The organism is Dethiosulfatibacter aminovorans DSM 17477 (assembly GCF_900142005.1).
In the GTDB taxonomy this organism is placed as follows: domain Bacteria; phylum Bacillota; class Clostridia; order Tissierellales; family Dethiosulfatibacteraceae; genus Dethiosulfatibacter; species Dethiosulfatibacter aminovorans.
Map to the genome: position 1 here is coordinate 19,024 of NZ_FQZL01000028.1, position 19,145 is coordinate 38,168.

Genomic DNA, 19,145 nt, shown 5'->3' on the forward strand with positions numbered 1-19,145 from the left:
AGGAACGGTCAAGGAAAAGGAAATGATATGCATAGTCTGTCCCATGGGTTGCCATATAAAGGTTGTTGAAAATATGGAATCTGAAGATGGATATGATGTTGAAGGGAACAAATGCCCCAGGGGAAGGACCTATGGAATAAAGGAAATGACCTGTCCTACAAGGGTTGTTCCTACTACTGTAAAAATAGAGAATGCATTCCTGAAAAGACTTCCTGTGAAGACCGACGAAGCGATTCCAAAGGAACTTATATTTGAATGCATGGAAATAATCAATGAAGTTGTGGTGCAAGCACCGGTCAGGGTTGGGGACATAATCATAGAAAACATCCTGGATACCGGCGCAAATGTAGTAGCTACAAGAAGCATGGACAAAATCCAAGAGGTAAAATAAAATCAGTTTAATGTATCCCTGAAGCTGTGAATATTTTTGACTGGTTTACACATTCCAAAGATTGGGGTTTGTAGTTGATACTGCAACAGCCCCGCTTTTTATGCATTCGATTATATCTTCCTTATCCTGGATAAGACCGCCTGCAACTATTGGAATGTCTGTTGATGCTACTATTTTCCTGGTTATTTTATGAAGTGTCCCCGGCAGTATTTCGCATGCATCGGGTCTGTTTGCTATTATGGTTTTAAGGCCGTGTTCGAAATTCATTGAATCAAGGAGAAAAATTCGTTGGATTGAATAAAGCCCGAGCTTTTTTGCTTCCTTTACTATGTTGCTTTTGGTGGAGATTATGCCGTCAGGCTTGAATTTTTCTGAAATATAGTGAAGTGCATTGATGCTGTTGTCGAAACCGTCTGTCAGGTCAAAATGTATGAATACCGCCTTGCCTGAAGCTTTAATTTTATTTATGCTTTCTTCAAGGGTGTAAATGGTGTCGTTTAAAAGGAATATGATGTCTGAATTTGAAGAAATGGCAGCATCAATCATGCTGTCGTCCCGTATGGCTGAAATAATTGGCGATTCTATCAAAGATATGAAGTCCTTCTTCATTGGTTTCCTCCTGAAATGAATATACCTTAAGTATTATATCACAAAATATTGTAAACAAACAGGAACTGAAAATTGAGTTTCTGTTTTTTGTTTGCATAGTTTGTGCTATAATGGTATATAAATATAGCAACAATAATAATTTGCTCAGAGGGAAGATATGAATAATATTGAATGGAAAAAGGAGAAGAACTTGAGTCTTCTCGTTGATTTTTACGAACTTACTATGACAAACGGATACCTGGTGAACGGAGACCAGGACCACATTGTCTACTTTGACTATTTCTTCAGGAAGGTGCCGGATAATGGTGGTTTTGCCATAACTGCAGGACTTCAGCAGTTTATAGACTATCTTATGGAAATTGAATTTTCCGATATGGATATCGAGTTTTTGAAAGAAATGAATATCTTTGAAGAAAAGTTTCTTGAATATTTAAAAGATTTCAAATTTACCGGAGACGTATGGGCCATACCTGAAGGTACTCCCGTATTTCCCAATACTCCGATTATTACAATAAAGGCTCCGATACTTGAAGCTCAGCTTATAGAAACAATGCTACTTTTGTCGTTGAACCATCAGAGTCTCATAGCCACAAAGTCAAACAGGATAGCAAGGGCGGCAAACGACAAGCCTGTAGTTGATTTTGGTGCGAGAAGGGCGCACGGTGCAGATGCAACAATTTACGGGGCAAGGGCATGCTATATAGGTGGATGTCTTGGAACATCAAACCTTTTAGCTTCAAAGATGTTTGACATCCCCGTTATTGGAACTATAGCCCACAGCTGGGTTCAGTTTTACGACGATGATCATACTGCATTCAAATCATATGTAAAGGCCTTTCCCGACAATGCCATACTTCTTGTGGATACCTACAATGTCTTAGGCTCTGGAATTCCTGAAGCGATAAAGGTATTTGACGAGTTGGAAGGAGAAGGAAAGAAAGGTATAAGGCTTGACAGCGGCGACCTTGACTATCTGTCAAAGAAAGCGAGAAAGCTTCTTGATGTTGCAGGGTATGAGGATGCTACGATAACAGCGACAAACTCCCTTGATGAATACCAGATAAGAGAACTTGAAAGGCAGGGGGCACCCATAGATTCCTATGGTGTGGGAGAAAGGATGATAACGGCAAGGTCTGAAGCGGTTTTCGGAGGAGTATACAAGCTTGTTGCAGTTGAGACGGAAGAGGGTATAAGCCCGAGAATAAAGCTCAGTGAAGAAGCTGTCAAGGTAACAAATCCGGGCTTCAAGGAATTGTGGAGGCTGTATGACAACAGGAATGGAAATGCTTTTGCAGACCTCATTACATTCAAGGATGAAGAAGTAAAGGCTCCATACAAGCTTTTTGATCCACTGTCTCCATGGATAAACAAGACAGCCAAGAACTTTACGGCCAAGAAACTTCAAACTCTTATTGTACATAATGGAGAACTGGTATATGATTTCCCGACTCTTGATGAAATAAGGGATAATCTAAATAATGAACTTTCAAAGCTTTGGGACGGACTGAGAAGATTTGACAATCCTGACAGATATTTCGTCAACCTGTCATTTGACCTGTGGTCTGAAAAGCAGAGGCTTATAGAAAAGTACAGGAATAAATAGGAATAAATGGATTTGTTATTTTGGAGGTATTGATGAAGACGAAAATAACAGAACTGCTTAAAATAGAATATCCTGTAATCCAGGGAGGCTTGGCAAACATATCCGATGCCAGACTTGCAGCTGCTGTATCAAATGCTGGAGGTGCAGGAATTGTTGGAGCAGGAGGTCACGATGCTGATTGGGTTGAGGAGCAGATAAATCTGGTCAGGGAATATACAGACAAGACTTTTGGAGTCAATATAGTTCTTATGGCTGAAGACAAGGATGAAATCATAGACGTAGTATGCAGGAAGAAACCTGATTTCGTTACTTTTGGAGCTGGAAATCCGGTTCCTTACATAAAAAGACTGAAGGAACTGGGGATTATTGTTATTCCGGTTGTGCCAAACCTGAGACTGGCAAAAAGGATTGAAGATGCAGGTGCTGATGCACTTGTAATAGAAGGGATGGAGGCAGGCGGGCATATAGGTCAACAGACAACAATGGCATTGATGACCAATGTTATTGAGAATGTAAATATTCCCGTATTGGCTGCTGGTGGAATATCGGATGGAAGAGGAATAAGGGCAGCCATAGCAATGGGAGCTGCAGGAGTGCAGATGGGATCCAGGTTTGTTGTTTCAGAAGAATGTCCTGCCCATATAAATGCAAAAAAAAGAATAATTGAGTCTACTGACACGGATTCAGTTGTAATTGGACACACAATAGGTCACAGTGTCAGATCTCTTAAAAACAAGTTCACGGAAGAATACCTTGCAATAGAATACAGCGATCAGCCCAGAAAGCTGCTGAAGGGACGAATGAAGGGGATGTATGCAAAAGCCGTGATAGACGGGGACGTGGATAACGGATATATTCAGATAGGTCAAAGCCTTGATGTTCTCAATGAAATACTGCCATGTAGTGAAATAATGAAAAGATTGTTTCACGGATAAAGGAGGTGCAGATGAAGAACATACCTAATATTCTAACAATATTCAGGATTATTCTTGCACCTGTATTTGTTGTAGTATTTTTTTCTGGAAAGGAAAATGCATATAACCTTGCATTGGTTGTATATGTTTTAGCATCGTTCACAGACTTTCTTGACGGATACCTGGCAAGAAGGTATAACCTTATTACGGAATTGGGAAAGGTCCTGGATCCGTTTGCGGACAAGGTGATGCTCATAACCGTACTGATATGTCTATATATTTGGGGAAGAATTCCTCTTGTCATTCCTGTTGTAGTGGTAGTCAAGGAACTCTTTATGATAGTATCGGGACTCATACTGTATCTGAGGAAGGAAAGGATGGTAATACCTTCGAATATTTTCGGGAAAAGTGCTACAGTCATATTTATGCTGTCCATCATGCTATTAATGCTGTACCCTGACAATGACAACCTTGTGTATCTGTTGTATCTGGCTGTACTGGTTAAAATCATAGCCTTCATCAGCTATAGAATTACTTATGTTAGAAATAAGAAAGCAGCAAATTGACAATAATTAATACAGGAGGACAATCTATGGGAATCTACAAATACATCTACGGTCCGGTACCTTCCAGACGAATGGGAATATCTCTCGGTATAAGCCCCATACCGAAAAAATACTGCAATTATTCATGCATATACTGTCAGCTGGGAAGAACCAAGAATCTCACTAATAGAAGAAGTGAATTTTTTGACTTGAAAGAGATAGTGAAGGAGTTCGAGGATATATCCCAAAAGGATATCTATTATGATGTGGTAACAATAGTTGGGGAGGGAGAGCCTACCTTGTACAGTGAGCTCGGCAAACTCATCAAAAAGGTCAAGTCAATGACTGATAAACCTGTTGCAGTGATCACAAATGGTGCCCTTATGTATGATGAAAAAACGAGAAAGGACTTGATGAAGGCTGATATTGTATTGCCTTCCATTGATGCCTGCAATGAAAACATGTTTACAAGAATCAACAGACCGTCAAGAAGCATAAACTACAAGAATATGGTAGAGGGATTGATAGAGTTTTCCAAACATTACAGTGGACAGCTGTGGCTGGAAATCATGCTTGTGAAGGGATACAACGATTCTGTGGACAATTTGATAGATTTCAAGAAGATATTGTCTAAAATAAATTATGACAAGCTTTATATCAATACGCCGGTAAGACCTCCTGCAGAATCCTTTGTGAAGAAAGTTGATCCTGAAAAAATGGAATTGGCTGTTGAGATGCTTGAGGGCATATCAATAGATCAATTGATCTCTGAAGGTTTTTACAGTGAAATTGAAGATGATGTGGAGGCTGTAGTTAGCATAATAAAGAGGCATCCGATGAACCAGTTTGAAATAGTTGCATTTCTTGAAAAGAGGGGTAACAAGAATCCGATGGAAGTCTTTGAAAAGCTGTCATATATTGATGAAATAGAAGTTGTTGAATATATGAATTACGATACATACCGTTTGATATGACCGATATGTTATTAAGACAGATTTGTAGACACTATACAATTGAGATTGATAATTTACAGCTTTAATGGTATAATTCTTTGGTGGCGCAAGAAAGCTTGAACTATTGACGAGAGTGTGATGATATGAATAAGGAATTTATAAGGGAAACAATAACAAAAAACGGACAGATAGATATTGGGAAGACTGCTGTATTCGTTTCCATGGTGGAAAACAAGGCTAAGGAATCCTTTGTCAGAAGATTCATAGAAGAACTTGGGTACAATGTGGTTGTTACAGAGGTTGCCGGTTCAGGCGGTGATTTGAAGAAGAAGATAATAAATTCATGTGTAGGTGCAGCACTTAATCTTGATGTAATCCAAAAGGAAGCCCATCAGATTCACGGGCTAATACATGCGGCTCAGGAAGCAAGCAGGGGCTTGATGCTGGACATGCCACTGGATGCCAATCTGCATATGAAAATAGCTATAGTAAGTAGTGAACATTGGATTGCTGTCGCCATGTACGGCAATTCCGCTTATCACTCCCTGTCAAATCACAGCAGACTGGGTCTGGGACACGTGAATATATAAAGCATGGTATTTTCATATTGACAAATATTGAACGATGTGATAGTTTATTTGTATATAGAGTATGTTTTGAATACAGTTTATAGAGTTATTGAGTGTAATCAGTATAGAGAAGATAGAGTTTATTTAGAGAAGTATTGAGAGAATTTTATAATAGAATATGATGCTTGATAGAGCATATAGAATAGAGAACAAGCGAATGGGTTGCCATTTTCTTGTTTTTGTTTTTTGTAAAAAGAAATCTGGTTGTGAAACTGCATATTAATTTACGGGAAGTGATAAAATGGGTGTCTTGAACGGCATTAAGATTCTTGATCTAACAAGAGTCTTGTCCGGTCCCTTTTGTTCCATGATACTGGGGGATATGGGCGCGGAAATAACTAAAATTGAAAGACCTGACAAGGGTGATGATTCCCGGGAAGTAGGTCCCTTTGTAAATGGTGAAAGTACGTATTTCATGAGTATAAACAGAAATAAGAAAAGCCTTGCAGTGGATCTGCGAACTGAAGAAGGTCATGAAATATTTAATGGTCTTGTAAAAGATGCCGATGTGATCATTGAAAACTACAAGCCGGGGACAATGGAAAAACTGGGCATAAGCTATGATGATGTATTAAAGATAAAACCGGATATAATATATTGCTCAATTTCAGGATATGGACAGACCGGTCCCATGAGTGATAAGCCGGCCTATGATGCTGTAATCCAGGCTATGGGCGGTCTAATGAGTATTACGGGCCAGGAAAAACCTACAAGGGTAGGGTCATCTCTTGGAGATATTACGGCTGCCCTTTATGGAGCAATAGGAATACTTGGAGCCTTGTACCGAAAGAAGGATACCGGAAAGGGCGAGAGAATAGACATTTCAATGCTTGACTGTCAGGTATCCATTCTGGAAAATGCCATAGCGCGGTACACGGTCACAGGGGAGGTTCCTCAGCCTTTGGGGAACAGACATGCTACCATAGCTCCTCTGGAACCCTTCATGACTAGAAATGGTGAAATAATGATAGGTGCTGGAAACGATAAGCTATGGGATGCTTTCTGCAGAGCGGTGGATAGGGAGGACTTGATAGATGATTACAGATTTTTCAGTAATGAAAAAAGAGTTGAGTACTATCATGAGCTTAAGCCGATAATGAATAAGATTTTCATAGAAAATACCACTGAGGAATGGCAAAAAATATTGGATGATGCTGGAGTTCCAAACAGTCCAATCAATACTATAGATAAGCTGTTGGAAAACGAGCAACTTAAGGAAAGGGAGATGTTTAAACATATAAATCATCCCGTTGCAGGAAATATCCTGGCACCTGCTTCTCCTGTGAAATATTCGGAAAATCCAAACGACATAAGGGAAGCTTCTCCAATATTGGGACAGCATACAATGAAGATTTTGACGGAAAAATTAAACTACAGTCAGAATGACATAAAAGAACTAATTAAAAAAGGCATTATTAAATAATTTGTTAATTAAATATGAATATTTTATAAAAGTCCCTGCAATTAGTTGCAACATATTGACTTTTACTTAAAATAAGAGTATTTTATTAAGGTATATTCAATTAGAATAGGAGGTAACAAAATTGCCAAATCAAAAATTAGACCAGCTTAAAGAAAAAAAAGAAGCTCTAAAGCTGGGCGGCGGAGTAAAAGGAATTGAAAAACAACATAAGAATGGGAAATACACTTCCAGGGAAAGAATAGAAAAACTGCTGGATCCAGGCAGCTTCGTGGAAGTGGGCGGATTTGTAGAGCACAGATGCGTCAACTTCGGAATGGAGAAGAAAAAGGCTCCTGGAGAAGGTGTAGTGACAGGATACGGTACAATCGACGGAAGAGTTGTTTATGTATTCGCACAGGACTTTACTGTAATCGGAGGATCCCTTGGAGAGATGCATGCTGCAAAAATCGTAAAGGTGCAGGAAATGGCACTTAAGGTTGGAGCGCCACTCATTGGAATCAATGACTCAGGTGGAGCAAGAATACAGGAAGGTGTCGATGCACTTAAAGGATATGGAGACATATTCTACAACAACACAATAGCGTCGGGAGTAATTCCGCAGATTTCAGTAATACTTGGACCATGTGCAGGTGGAGCCGTTTATTCACCGGCATTGACTGACTTCATCTTCATGGTGGACCATGTTTCGAAGATGTTCATCACTGGACCTCAGGTAATAAAGACAGTTACAGGAGAAGAAGTTTCTGCAGAGCAGCTTGGTGGAGCAATGACCCACAACAAGATAAGCGGAGTTGCACAGTTCTACGACAACTCTGAAGACGAGTGCTTCGCGAAGATAAGACAGCTTCTAAGCTTCCTTCCTCAAAACAACCTTGAGACTGCACCTGATTTCGAGGCTGCAGACGACTTGAACAGAATAGACGAAGCTCTAAACACAATAGTACCGCCTAACCCCAACAAAGCCTACGATATGAAGAACGTAATCAATTCTCTAGCTGACGGAGGAGAATTCCTGGAGTATCAGCCCTACTATGCTGAGAACATAATAACAGGATTCATAAGACTAAACGGCAAGAGCGTCGGAGTAATTGCAAACCAGCCAAACAGACTTGCAGGATGTCTTGACATAAATGCATCTGACAAGGCTGCGCACTTTATAAGAACATGTGACTCATTCAATATTCCGTTGCTTACACTTGTTGACGTACCTGGATTCCTTCCTGGAACAGGACAGGAATACGGCGGAATAATCAGACACGGAGCAAAGATGCTTTATGCATATCCTGAAGCAACAGTGCCAAAGGTAACTGTAATCACAAGGAAGGCATACGGTGGAGCTTATATAGCAATGTGTTCAAGACATCTTGGAGCAGACGTTGTACTTGGATGGCCGTCAGCTGAAATAGCAGTAATGGGACCATCTGGAGCGGCAAACATCATATTCAGAAAAGACATAGCTGAAGCCGAAGACCAGAATGCAAAGAGACAGGAAAAGATACAGGAATACACAGACACGGTAGCAAATCCATATATAGCGGCAGCAAGAGGATATATAGATGACGTAATAGAACCGTCAGAAACAAGAAAGAGAATCATCAGCGCCTTTGAGATGCTTGCTGGCAAGAGAGAATCAAGACCGGCTAAAAAACACGGCAACATGCCAGTGTAAGGAGTGATAATATGTATGGCGAATTAGTAACTATGGGAGATGCTGGAGTAATAACACTATTCAGCATGGGAATAGTATTTGCAACATTGCTTCTGATATCATATGTACTGGATCTTTTCAAAGTGATATTTACTGAAAAGAAAAAGGAAACTGCTGCAAAGTCAGTTGCGGCACCAGCTCCCGCAGTACCTGCGGCTGTCGTTGAAGAAGACGATGATGAACTGGTAGCGGTTATAACAGCGGCCCTTGCTGCGCATATAGGCAAAAGCTCGGATCAACTGATAGTAAGAAGTATAGTGCAAACAGGCGGACAACAGCCGGCATGGGCACAAGCCGGAAGAATGGAACTTATGAAATAGGAGGAATATTGAAATGAAACAATATAATATAACAGTAAACGGAAAAACATATGAAGTGGCAGTAGAAGAGATAGGTGGAGCTCCAAGCGCACCAGTATTCAGTGCACCTGCAGCGGCACCTAGAGCGGCAGCTCCTGCACCTGCACCTGCAGCGCCAAAGGCAGCACCTGCAGCAGCACCTGCTGGCGGTGGAGAATTGATAGCAGCACCAATGCCGGGAACTATCCTTGACATCAAGGTGACAGAAGGACAGGCAGTGAAGGCAGGAGATATCCTGTTGATACTTGAAGCGATGAAAATGGAAAATGAAATAGTAGCACCGGCAGATGGAACAGTAAAAAGTATACATACATCAAAAGGAACAAGCGTAAGCAGTGGTGATGCGTTGATTACATTAGGTTAATAGGGAGGAATCCAAATGGGAGAAATATTACAACAATTTTGGTTAAGTACAGGATTCTCCGCGATTACATATAAAGAAGTTATCATGTTAATTATAGCGTGTACATTCTTGTACCTGGCTATAGCGAAAGGATATGAGCCATATCTTTTGATTCCGATAGCATTCGGCATGCTTCTTGTAAACATGCCCCTTGCTGGACTTATGGAAGGTGAAGGTCTATTGCACCTTATATATATAGGTACGGAAAAAGGTATTTATCCACCATTGATTTTCCTTTGTGTAGGAGCAGGAACGGATTTTGGACCTCTTATAGCAAACCCAAGGAGCATACTTCTTGGAGCAGCGGCACAATTCGGTATATTCTTTACTTTCGTAGGAGCTATACTTCTTGGATTTACAGGACCTGAAGCGGCATCAATCGGTATAATCGGAGGAGCAGACGGACCAACTGCACTTTACCTTACATCCAAACTTGCACCGGACCTTCTTGGACCTATAGCGATAGCGGCATATTCATACATGGCACTGGTACCAATCATCCAGCCACCAATAATGAAAGCCCTTACGACTGAGAAGGAAAGAACGGTAAAAATGGAACAGTTGAGACATGTATCGAAGACGGAAAAGGTAATTTTCCCGATAGTCGTTACAATCTTCACTGTAATGCTGTTGCCATCGGCAGCTGCCCTTATAGGAATGCTTATGTTCGGTAACCTTATCAGGGAATCCGGAGTTGTTCCTAAACTTGCTGAGACTGCAACAAATTCACTTATGTACATAGTTACAATACTTCTTGGAATTACAGTTGGAGCGAAAGCCAATGCACAGCTATTCCTTACAGTGGGAACAATAAAGATAATAGTTCTTGGATTGATAGCATTCAGTATAGGTACTGCTACAGGGCTTATCTTCGGAAAAATCATGTACAAGACAAGCGGAGGAAAGATCAATCCTCTTATCGGAGCGGCCGGAGTATCTGCCGTACCTATGGCGGCCAGAGTTGTTCAGAAGGAAGGTCAGAAGTACAACCCTGCTAACTTCCTGTTGATGCATGCAATGGGACCAAACGTGGCGGGAGTTATAGGCTCTGCTGTTGCAGCAGGTGTACTGCTTATGTTCTTCTCTTAAGACTGCAGTAAAAAGCATACGATATTAATTGAACAAAGATAAAAGTATATAATAAAGGAAAGAATTCGGATTATCCGGATTCTTTTTTTGTCATACTTGTTATATAATAATAAGGAAGAAAAAATTTGATTATCGATATTGATGTTTTAACTATTGAGAATTAGAGACTGAAAATTATAATGTTTCGATGTCCTTGGAAATTCAGTTTGGTCCACTTTGACATGAATCAATATTTGCTTTTCGGGAAAACGTTGGATGCTACAAATGTTACAAAAATGTAATAATAAATATGCACAGAAAGCAAAAAGTAATGTTTTCCTGCACACAAATTGTTAATTGTGTTTGGAATATGGAAAATTGTATTGCGCATACATTATATTTAGTGTAAAATGTTAAGAAACAGAAATAAGTGTACTTGTTTGAGATACAAATGTATGCACAATGAGTTTTACTAGAAGAAGGAGGAGTTTTTATGAATAGTGTAGGGTTGCCTGGTCAACAGGGTCTTTACGATCCAAGAAATGAAAAGGATGCATGTGGTGTTGGATTTATTGTCAACGTGAAGGGTGAGTCCAGTTTTAACATAGTGCAAAATGGTTTGAAAATCCTTAAGAACATGGAACATAGAGGAGCGGTTGGTGCCGATCCTAAAACGGGTGACGGTGCCGGCATATTGACTCAGATTCCTGATGAGTTCTTTAGAATATACTGTGCAAATGATTCAATTGACCTGCCTGATGCAGGTGAATATGGAATAGGTATGATATTCTTGCCGAAGGAGCCCGCTCTCAGGCTGCAGTGTGAAGGTATTGCAGAAAGAGTTGTGGCTGAATCGGGACACAAGACACTTGGATGGAGATTTGTTCCTACGGACAACAAGAGCATTGGTGAGACAGCCAGGGGAACAGAGCCGATAATAAGACAGGTTTTTGTTAAAAAGGTTAAAAATATAGATTCAAATACTTTTGAAAGAGAGTTGTATTTAATAAGGAAGAGAATAGAAAACGAAATAGAAAGACTATTGGTCAGGAACAAGGAATATTTCTATATCTGCTCACTTTCATCAAAGACAATAGTATACAAGGGGCTATTGCTGGCCGATCAGATAGAAAAATATTATCTGGATCTTAATGACATCAACTTCAAGAGCAGCATGGCGCTTGTTCATCAAAGATTCAGCACCAATACCTTTCCTACATGGGATTTGGCACAGCCATTTAGATATCTTGCCCATAATGGTGAAATCAACACTATCAAGGGAAACAGAAACTGGATGGAAACAAGGGAAGGCGTGTTGAATTCAGATGTCTATGGAGAAGATATAAATGATCTTTATCCGATAATACAGAAAAACAAGAGTGACTCTGCATCTGTGGACAATGCTTTTGAATTCATAAAACAGAATGGAAGAACCAATGCCCATACATTGATGATGCTAATACCTGAAGCATGGGAAAACGACAAGTACATGTCCAAGGAGAAGAAGGCATTCTATGAATATCATGCAGCCATGATAGAACCATGGGACGGTCCTGCAGCCATGTTCTTCTGTGATGGAGAGCAGATTGGAGGAACTCTTGACAGAAATGGATTGAGACCTGCCAAATATGTAATAACAAATGATGATACGGTAGTAATGGCATCGGAATTTGGAGTACTTAAGTTCAAGCCTGAGGATATCCTTAAAAAAGGAAGACTTAAACCAGGCGAGATGCTTATGATAGATACAAAGAGAAAGGAAATATTCTTCGACGAGGAAATCAAGGAAAGAGTATCCAAAAAGATGGATTATGTGTCTTTTGTTGAAAACAACAGACTGAGATTTGAAGACCTTCCGGAAGCAAGTATGTCTCATGATATATTGAGCAGGGAACAGCTTCTTGAGAAGCAGAAATTCTTCAACTACACAATGGAAGACATGAGGCTGATACTCAAGCCTATGGCGGAAAACGGGAAAGAGCCAATAGGGTCAATGGGTAATGATACGCCTCTTGCTGTTTTATCCAACAAGTCCCAATTGTTGTTCAACTACTTCAGGCAGCTGTTTGCCCAGGTTACAAATCCTCCTATTGATCCTATAAGAGAAGGTATTGTAATGTCAATTACAAACTTCATAGGTACCCAGGAGGATATACTGCACAAGGAAAATCTTAATCATAAATATGTACTTATCGATTCTCCTATAATAAGCAATGAAGAGATGGACAAGTTGAAATCCTTAAGAAATGAAGATTTCAAATCTTCTGTGATTCCTATTACTTTCAAGGCAGACAGAGGTGTTGATGGATTCAAAAGGGCCCTGGAGCTTATATGTGAAAGAGCCCATAAAAGAGTTACGGAAGGATATAACATAATAGTTTTGTCTGATGCGAAGGTTGATAGTTATGAAGCTGCAATCCCTTCCCTTTTAGCTGTTTCGGCAGTTCATCACTACCTTATTGAGAAGAAGTTAAGATCCAAGATTTCGATTCTTGTTGAAACGGGAGATGCAAGGGAAACTACGCATTTTGCCTTGTTGAACGGTTACGGAGCAAGTGCGGTCAATCCATACATGGCTATTGAATCCATCAAGGACATGGTTGGAAGCGGCGTGATAAAGTGCACTGAAGAATCGGCAATAGAGGCATATATCAGAGCATCTTCAAAAGGTCTTGCAAAGATTCTTTCGAAGATGGGTATTTGTACAATTCAAAGCTACCACGGTGCTCAGATATTTGAAATTCTTGGAATAAGTCAGGAAACTGTAGACAAGTACTTTGGAGGAGCTCCTACAAGGATTGGCGGAATAGGACTTGATGAAATAGCCGAGGAAGTTCTAATGAGACACAGGGAGGCCTACAATATATTGAGAAGCAAAAATGACGACCTCAATGTGGGCGGCCTTTACAAATGGAGAAAGAATGGTGAATTCCACCTGTTCAATCCTGATACTATTTTTGGCCTTCAGCAGGCTGTAAGAACTGGTGATTATTCCAAGTTCAAGGAATATACGGCTTTGGTAAATGACCAGTCCAAGAATCTTACTACAATAAGGAGCATGTTCAAGTTCAAGAACAGAAAGCCCATACCGATTGAAGAAGTTGAACCAATATCTGAAATACTCAAGAGATTCTGCTCCGGAGCCATGTCTATAGGTTCAATAAGCAAGGAAGCCCATGAAACCATTGCCATAGCCATGAACAGAATAGGCGGCAAGAGCAACTCGGGAGAAGGTGGAGAGGATCCTGCAAGACTTCTTACGGTTAATAATGTTGAAAACAGAAACAGTGCAATTAAGCAGGTGGCATCTGCAAGATTCGGAGTTACAATCGACTATCTTGCGTCTGCTAACGAGCTTCAGATAAAGGTTGCCCAGGGGGCGAAGCCTGGAGAGGGCGGACACCTGCCTGGCAAGAAAGTTAATGAGTACATTGGAAAAATAAGGCATGCATTGCCGGGAATAGACCTTATATCTCCTCCTCCGCATCATGACATTTATTCAATTGAAGATTTGGCCCAGTTGATATTCGATCTTAAAAACTCAAATCCGGAAGCAAAGGTAAGCGTCAAGCTTGTTTCGGAAAACGGTGTGGGAACAGTTGCTGCAGGAGTTGCGAAAGCACATGCTGACGTAATACTCATAAGCGGTCACGATGGCGGTACCGGAGCTGCTCCGTTGTCGTCCATAAGAAATGTGGGGATACCGTGGGAAATAGGTCTGTCTGAAACGCATCAGGTCCTGCTCCTGAACAATCTTAGAAGCAGGGTAAGGGTTCAGACTGACGGACAGCTTAAGACCGGAAGAGACGTAGCCATAGCTTGTCTTCTTGGAGCTGAAGAATTCGCTTTTGCAACAACCTGTCTTGTTGCAGTGGGTTGCGTAATGTTAAGACATTGTCAGAACAACAACTGTGAAATGGGTGTAGCAACTCAGGATTGCGAACTAAGAAAGAATTTCTCTGGAAAACCTGAATATGTAGTGAATTTCATGAAATTCATAGCTAAGGAAGTAAGGGAACACATGGCGGAACTGGGTTTCAGAACTATAAATGAAATGGTGGGTAGAGTTGACAAGCTTGAAGTGGATGAGAGCATTGACCACTGGAAAGCTAAAACTCTGGACCTGAGCAGGATACTTTACAGACCGGATGTCCCAAGAAGGATAACTCCTTACTGTTCAATAGCGCAGGATCACGGACTTGAAGGAAATATGGATTCAAAGCTTATACAGCAAAGTCAGGTATTCTTCAAGGACAAGAACAAGGTTTCGGGATCATATGAGATAAAGAATCTTCACAGGACTGTAGGAACAATGCTTAGCGGTCAAGTTGCCAAGACCTTCCCTGGTGAGAAGTTTGAAGATGATACTCTTGATTTCAAATTCTACGGTTCTGCCGGACAAAGTTTTGGCGCCTTTGCAATTAAGGGGCTGACGCTTCGTCTTGAAGGGGACGCCAACGATTATGTAGGCAAGGGACTTTCCGGTGGAAAGATAATAATCAGGAAACCGAAGGAAGCGGAATACGGCAAGAGCATAATTGCCGGAAATACCATAATGTATGGAGCTACAAGCGGACAGGTATATATTAATGGAGTTGTTGGAGAAAGATTCGCAGTTAGAAACAGTGGTGCAAGTGCCGTAGTCGAAGGAGTCGGAAACCATGGATGTGAATATATGACAGATGGATTCGTTGTGATTCTAGGATCCGTAGGCAGAAATTTTGCTGCCGGCATGAGCGGAGGAACAGCTGTGGTGTTGGATGTTGACGACAATCTTGAGGACAGCTGCAACAGAGAGCTTGTTCTTGTTGAGAAACCTACTAAGGAAAACATGGGCAGAGTCAAGCAAATGGTAGCTGAACATCTTGAATATACTGGAAGTATGGTTGCTAAGGAAATCATGGATAACTGGAGCAAATACAGAGGCAAGTTCAAGAGGGTAATTCCTGTGATGTACAAGGAAATTACGGAATTGAAAACTGACAAGGTTTCTTAGGAGGATTTTATGGCAAGCAAATTAACTGGATTTATGGAGATAGACAGAAAAAATTACAATCATAGAGATATTGAAGAAAGAAAAAAGGATTTTGACAGTGTATACGTACCGTTGACAAAGGAAGAGATGGTAGAGCAGGCTAATAGATGTATGGATTGCGGAACTTCTTTCTGCAACTGGGGTTGTCCTTTGGGTAATCTTATACCTGACTGGAACGACTTGGTCTATAATGGAGAATGGGAAAAGGCGTATCAGAAGCTTAGTCTAACTGCCAATTTCCCTGAATTTACAGGAAGGGTATGTCCTGCGCTTTGTGAGGCTGCTTGTGTGCTTGGAGTAAACAGAGAGGCGGTCTCCGTAAGGGAGATAGAACAGAGTATAGCTGAAATGGCTTTCGAAAACGGTTGGGTCAAGCCCAGGACGCCAAGAGTGAGGACTGGAAGAAAAGTGGCGGTGATAGGAGCAGGTCCTTCCGGACTTGCTGCGGCTGACGATCTCAACGCACTGGGCCATGCTGTAACTGTCTTTGAAAGAGAAGAAAATGCAGGCGGCCTGATGAGGTACGGTATACCTAACTACAAGCTTGGCAAGGAAATAATAGAAAGAAGAATCGCCTTGATGAAAGAAGCCGGGGTGAAATTCACTTATGGAATCGAAATTGGAAGGGACAGGTCTTTGGAGGATTTGATCTCCAAGTTTGATGCCGTCATTATGGCTTGTGGAACCTGGGTTCCTAGAGATATCAATATTCCGGGAAGGGAACTCGATGGCATACATTTTGCGGTTGACTATTTGAGCCAACAATCAAAGAAGTTGTTCGGAGAAAAAGTCACTGGAAAGGAAATAACCGCAAAGGGTAAAAACGTACTTGTTATCGGTGGAGGAGATACGGGCGCCGATTGTGTCGGTACTGCAAACAGACAGGGCGCTAAGAAGGTGTTCCAGTATGAGATACTTCCAAAGCCTCCTGAAAAGAGGGATGATTCAATGCCTTGGCCGTTATTCCCTAAGCTTCTCAAGACCACTACCGCTCATGAAGAAGGCTGTGAGCGTGAATGGGAAATTTCCACCAAGGAATTCGTGGGAAGCAATGGAAAAATTGAAGGAATAAAAGGTGTTAGAGTCAAGTGGACAAAGGATGCAGAAGGCAGGTTCGTACTGAATGAACTTAAAAGCACTGAGTTTGAAGAACAGGTTGATCTAGTGCTTATAGCTGCAGGCTTCCTTCATACTGAGCATGATACCTTCGTTAAAGAAATGAATATTGAGCTTGGTGAAAGAGGAGATATCCTTACTGATGAAGATAACAAGACCAATGTAGACAAGGTGTTTGCTGCGGGAGATATGAGGACGGGACAATCACTGGTTGTCAAGGCCATACTTGAAGGGAAGACCACTGCAGAAAAGGTGGATAAGTATCTTAATGAAAATATGATGAAAAAATCCGGTTGAGCCGGATTTTTTCTTTTTTCTCTCACTTGGTCTGAATGTTTCGGTTGACCGATAATTCGAAGGTCTCAATGTTTTTAGAATTTTATTAAATTGGTCTGAGTCTTAATTAGCTTTATATTTTGAAAAAATTGATGTATACTATTTATAGAAAATTATGTGGAGAAGAGTATGCATTACAGCGATGTATTGAAACTGAATTTAGTGGAAGGGCTAGGCAGAAAAACAATCCTGAAACTCAAGGAGTCGTTCAGTAGTGAATTTCTGGAAAAACTTGAGTTCAAGGATATGATTGATATAATCAACGAAATGACAGGAAGAAAAAGTGTTCGGTATGATTATGACACCATTCAGATAGAAACTGAAAAAATCCTTGAAAAATGTTATGATGAAAATATAAGGATTTATACGTGTTTTGATGATGACTTTCCGGAAAAATTCAAGGAAATAGGCTATGACAGTCCTGTACTCATTTTTGTCAAGGGGGATGAAACCATGCTTCATGACAGGTGTAATGTAGCGGTTGTCGGTACAAGGAATCCTTCCAAAAGAGGATTTGATCTTGGCGTCAAGTATTCTGAAGCCCTGTCTGAAAAAGGAATAAGCATAATTTCCGGCCTTGCTCTAGGTTGTGATACGGCTGCACACACAGGTGCTTTAAATATGGGAGGCAGAACCTTGGTCACCCTTCCTTCGGGAATAGGAAATGTGTATCCCAGGGCCAATATACAACTGTACAATGATATAATGGAAAAGGGCGGCTGTATAATATCGGAGAACAATCCTGGTGAGCCGCCCAGAAAATATGATTTCATCAACAGGGACAGACTTCAGGCTGCTTTGTCTGAGGGTGTGCTGATAATGGAAAGTTCATTAAGCAGCGGGACATTTCATACATATAATTATTCGATAAAGTACAATAAAAAAATTTCATGTTCCATTCATGAAGTTGAAGATGAGAGCAATATGGAGCTTAACGAGAAAATAAGAAATTATAAGACCGGAAGTGCAATATGCAATATCATGGATTTGGAAAAATGGATTGACAAGCTTGGTCTGGAGGTATTGTAATGAAACTTGTTAGAAACAGACATACAGGGCGTTTCGTGCTTATGAACAATATAAGAGACGAGAGAAGAAGTGACTTTTCAAGGGAATGTTCTGAAGAGTGTCCTTTTTGTCCTGGCAGAAAAGAAATGATTGAATATTGCAGATATGAAGAAGTTATAGACGGCAAATGGGTTGTGAGGTCCATAGATAACAAATATCCTGCCCTTATCTGCGACGAGGAACGTCATAACAGCGGTGAAATAGACTATGGCAAGCATGAGGTCATGATAGAGACTCCAAACCATTTTAAAAGCTTTTTTAAGTTTGATGAGGAAGAATTTAAATATATACTTAAAATGTACAAATCCAGATTCATTGACCTTGAGAATGAGAAAATGGCAAGATCTGTAATAATATACAAGAATCATTTAAAAAGTGCAGGCGCCTCAAAGCTTCATTCCCACAGTCAGATACTGTCCATGTCTTTTATCCCGCCGGAGCTTGAAAGGGAGATAGAGATGGCGAGGAAAGGTGTCTTTACCAGAGAGGTGAATATAATTTTGGAGAGTGAGAACTTCATTTCTTTCATTCCCATGGATTCATACCTGTCAGGTGAGATAATGATAAAAAACAAGAAAAACAGCAGGTTCAACACTATTTCGATGGATGAAATCGAAGAACTGTCAGTAGTCTTAAAGGATATATTTAAAAAAATCTTCAATGTTTACGGTGAGATTCCCTTCAATGTGTATCTTCATTCTTTGCCTGAAGAGGTTGATCTTGAAGATTACAGGTGGCACCTTCATATAGTGCCGAGAAAAGGGAGGTTTGGAGGTTTTGAGTTTGGAACGGGTCTGTATATAAATTCTCTTGATATCAAGAAGATGTATGAAAAATTTATGATCGAGGAGTAAAAAACGTAAAAAAAGTGTTGACGTGTACTTGTCAAATATGTATAATAGTCCTTGTCACAAATGAGCGGGTGTGGCGGAATTGGCAGACGCGCTAGACTTAGGATCTAGTGTCTTCGACGTGGGAGTTCGAG

Annotated in this window: 16 protein-coding genes; 15 read left to right on the forward strand and 1 reads right to left on the reverse strand. The window is 40.6% G+C overall.

The window, feature by feature from the left end; genetic code table 11:
- Positions 1 to 22 precede the first annotated feature (22 nt).
- Complete coding sequence (locus tag BUB05_RS14665) at positions 23 to 391, forward strand: DUF1667 domain-containing protein (protein WP_073050397.1); 369 nt, start codon at positions 23 to 25, stop codon at positions 389 to 391.
- Between the two features lie 45 nt (positions 392 to 436).
- Here BUB05_RS14665 and BUB05_RS14670 read toward each other — a convergent pair whose 3' ends face one another.
- Positions 437 to 1,000: a glycerol-3-phosphate responsive antiterminator gene (locus BUB05_RS14670; RefSeq protein ID WP_073050372.1), complete on the reverse strand. Its 564-nt coding sequence runs from the start codon at positions 998 to 1,000 to the stop codon at positions 437 to 439.
- Between the two features lie 157 nt (positions 1,001 to 1,157).
- Between BUB05_RS14670 and BUB05_RS14675 the strand changes: the two genes are divergently transcribed.
- The 14 genes from BUB05_RS14675 to BUB05_RS14740 all read left to right on the forward strand — a co-directional run bounded on the left by BUB05_RS14675 (position 1,158) and on the right by BUB05_RS14740 (position 19,014).
- A complete protein-coding gene (locus BUB05_RS14675) occupies positions 1,158 to 2,603 on the forward strand; it encodes a nicotinate phosphoribosyltransferase (RefSeq protein ID WP_073050373.1) in 1,446 nt (481 codons plus the stop codon).
- Between the two features lie 32 nt (positions 2,604 to 2,635).
- Complete coding sequence (locus BUB05_RS14680; RefSeq protein WP_073050374.1) at positions 2,636 to 3,538, forward strand: DUF561 domain-containing protein; 903 nt, start codon at positions 2,636 to 2,638, stop codon at positions 3,536 to 3,538.
- 11 nt (positions 3,539 to 3,549) lie between these two features.
- The gene (gene pgsA, locus BUB05_RS14685; RefSeq protein ID WP_073050375.1) at positions 3,550 to 4,083 is read left to right on the forward strand and encodes a CDP-diacylglycerol--glycerol-3-phosphate 3-phosphatidyltransferase; all 534 of its coding nucleotides are present in this window, start codon (positions 3,550 to 3,552) and stop codon (positions 4,081 to 4,083) included.
- A 26-nt stretch (positions 4,084 to 4,109) separates the two neighbouring features.
- On the forward strand, positions 4,110 to 5,036 hold the full coding sequence (locus tag BUB05_RS14690; RefSeq protein ID WP_073050376.1) for a radical SAM protein: 927 nt from the start codon (positions 4,110 to 4,112) through the stop codon (positions 5,034 to 5,036).
- Positions 5,037 to 5,158: 122 nt separating this feature from the next.
- Positions 5,159 to 5,605, forward strand: coding sequence for a HutP family protein (locus BUB05_RS14695; protein ID WP_073050377.1), 447 nt, complete (start codon positions 5,159 to 5,161; stop codon positions 5,603 to 5,605).
- A 280-nt stretch (positions 5,606 to 5,885) separates the two neighbouring features.
- The gene (locus tag BUB05_RS14700) at positions 5,886 to 7,067 is read left to right on the forward strand and encodes a CaiB/BaiF CoA transferase family protein (protein WP_073050378.1); all 1,182 of its coding nucleotides are present in this window, start codon (positions 5,886 to 5,888) and stop codon (positions 7,065 to 7,067) included.
- Between the two features lie 121 nt (positions 7,068 to 7,188).
- Positions 7,189 to 8,736, forward strand: a complete 1,548-nt coding sequence (locus BUB05_RS14705) for an acyl-CoA carboxylase subunit beta (protein WP_073050379.1) — start codon at positions 7,189 to 7,191, stop codon at positions 8,734 to 8,736.
- An 11-nt stretch (positions 8,737 to 8,747) separates the two neighbouring features.
- Positions 8,748 to 9,095, forward strand: coding sequence for an OadG family protein (locus BUB05_RS14710; protein WP_073050380.1), 348 nt, complete (start codon positions 8,748 to 8,750; stop codon positions 9,093 to 9,095).
- A gap of 13 nt (positions 9,096 to 9,108) precedes the next feature.
- Positions 9,109 to 9,498, forward strand: coding sequence for a biotin/lipoyl-containing protein (locus tag BUB05_RS14715; RefSeq protein WP_073050381.1), 390 nt, complete (start codon positions 9,109 to 9,111; stop codon positions 9,496 to 9,498).
- A 15-nt stretch (positions 9,499 to 9,513) separates the two neighbouring features.
- A complete protein-coding gene (locus tag BUB05_RS14720) occupies positions 9,514 to 10,626 on the forward strand; it encodes a sodium ion-translocating decarboxylase subunit beta (protein ID WP_073050382.1) in 1,113 nt (370 codons plus the stop codon).
- 472 nt (positions 10,627 to 11,098) lie between these two features.
- The gene (gltB, locus tag BUB05_RS14725) at positions 11,099 to 15,601 is read left to right on the forward strand and encodes a glutamate synthase large subunit (RefSeq protein ID WP_073050383.1); all 4,503 of its coding nucleotides are present in this window, start codon (positions 11,099 to 11,101) and stop codon (positions 15,599 to 15,601) included.
- Between the two features lie 9 nt (positions 15,602 to 15,610).
- Positions 15,611 to 17,053, forward strand: coding sequence for a glutamate synthase subunit beta (locus BUB05_RS14730; RefSeq protein ID WP_073050384.1), 1,443 nt, complete (start codon positions 15,611 to 15,613; stop codon positions 17,051 to 17,053).
- Positions 17,054 to 17,221: 168 nt separating this feature from the next.
- Entirely contained in the window at positions 17,222 to 18,121 is a 900-nt protein-coding gene (locus BUB05_RS14735) for a DNA-processing protein DprA (protein ID WP_073050385.1), read from the forward strand.
- A complete protein-coding gene (locus tag BUB05_RS14740) occupies positions 18,121 to 19,014 on the forward strand; it encodes a galactose-1-phosphate uridylyltransferase (RefSeq protein WP_073050386.1) in 894 nt (297 codons plus the stop codon). The genes BUB05_RS14735 and BUB05_RS14740 overlap by 1 nt, the downstream gene beginning before the upstream one ends.
- Positions 19,015 to 19,145: the final 131 nt, after the last annotated feature.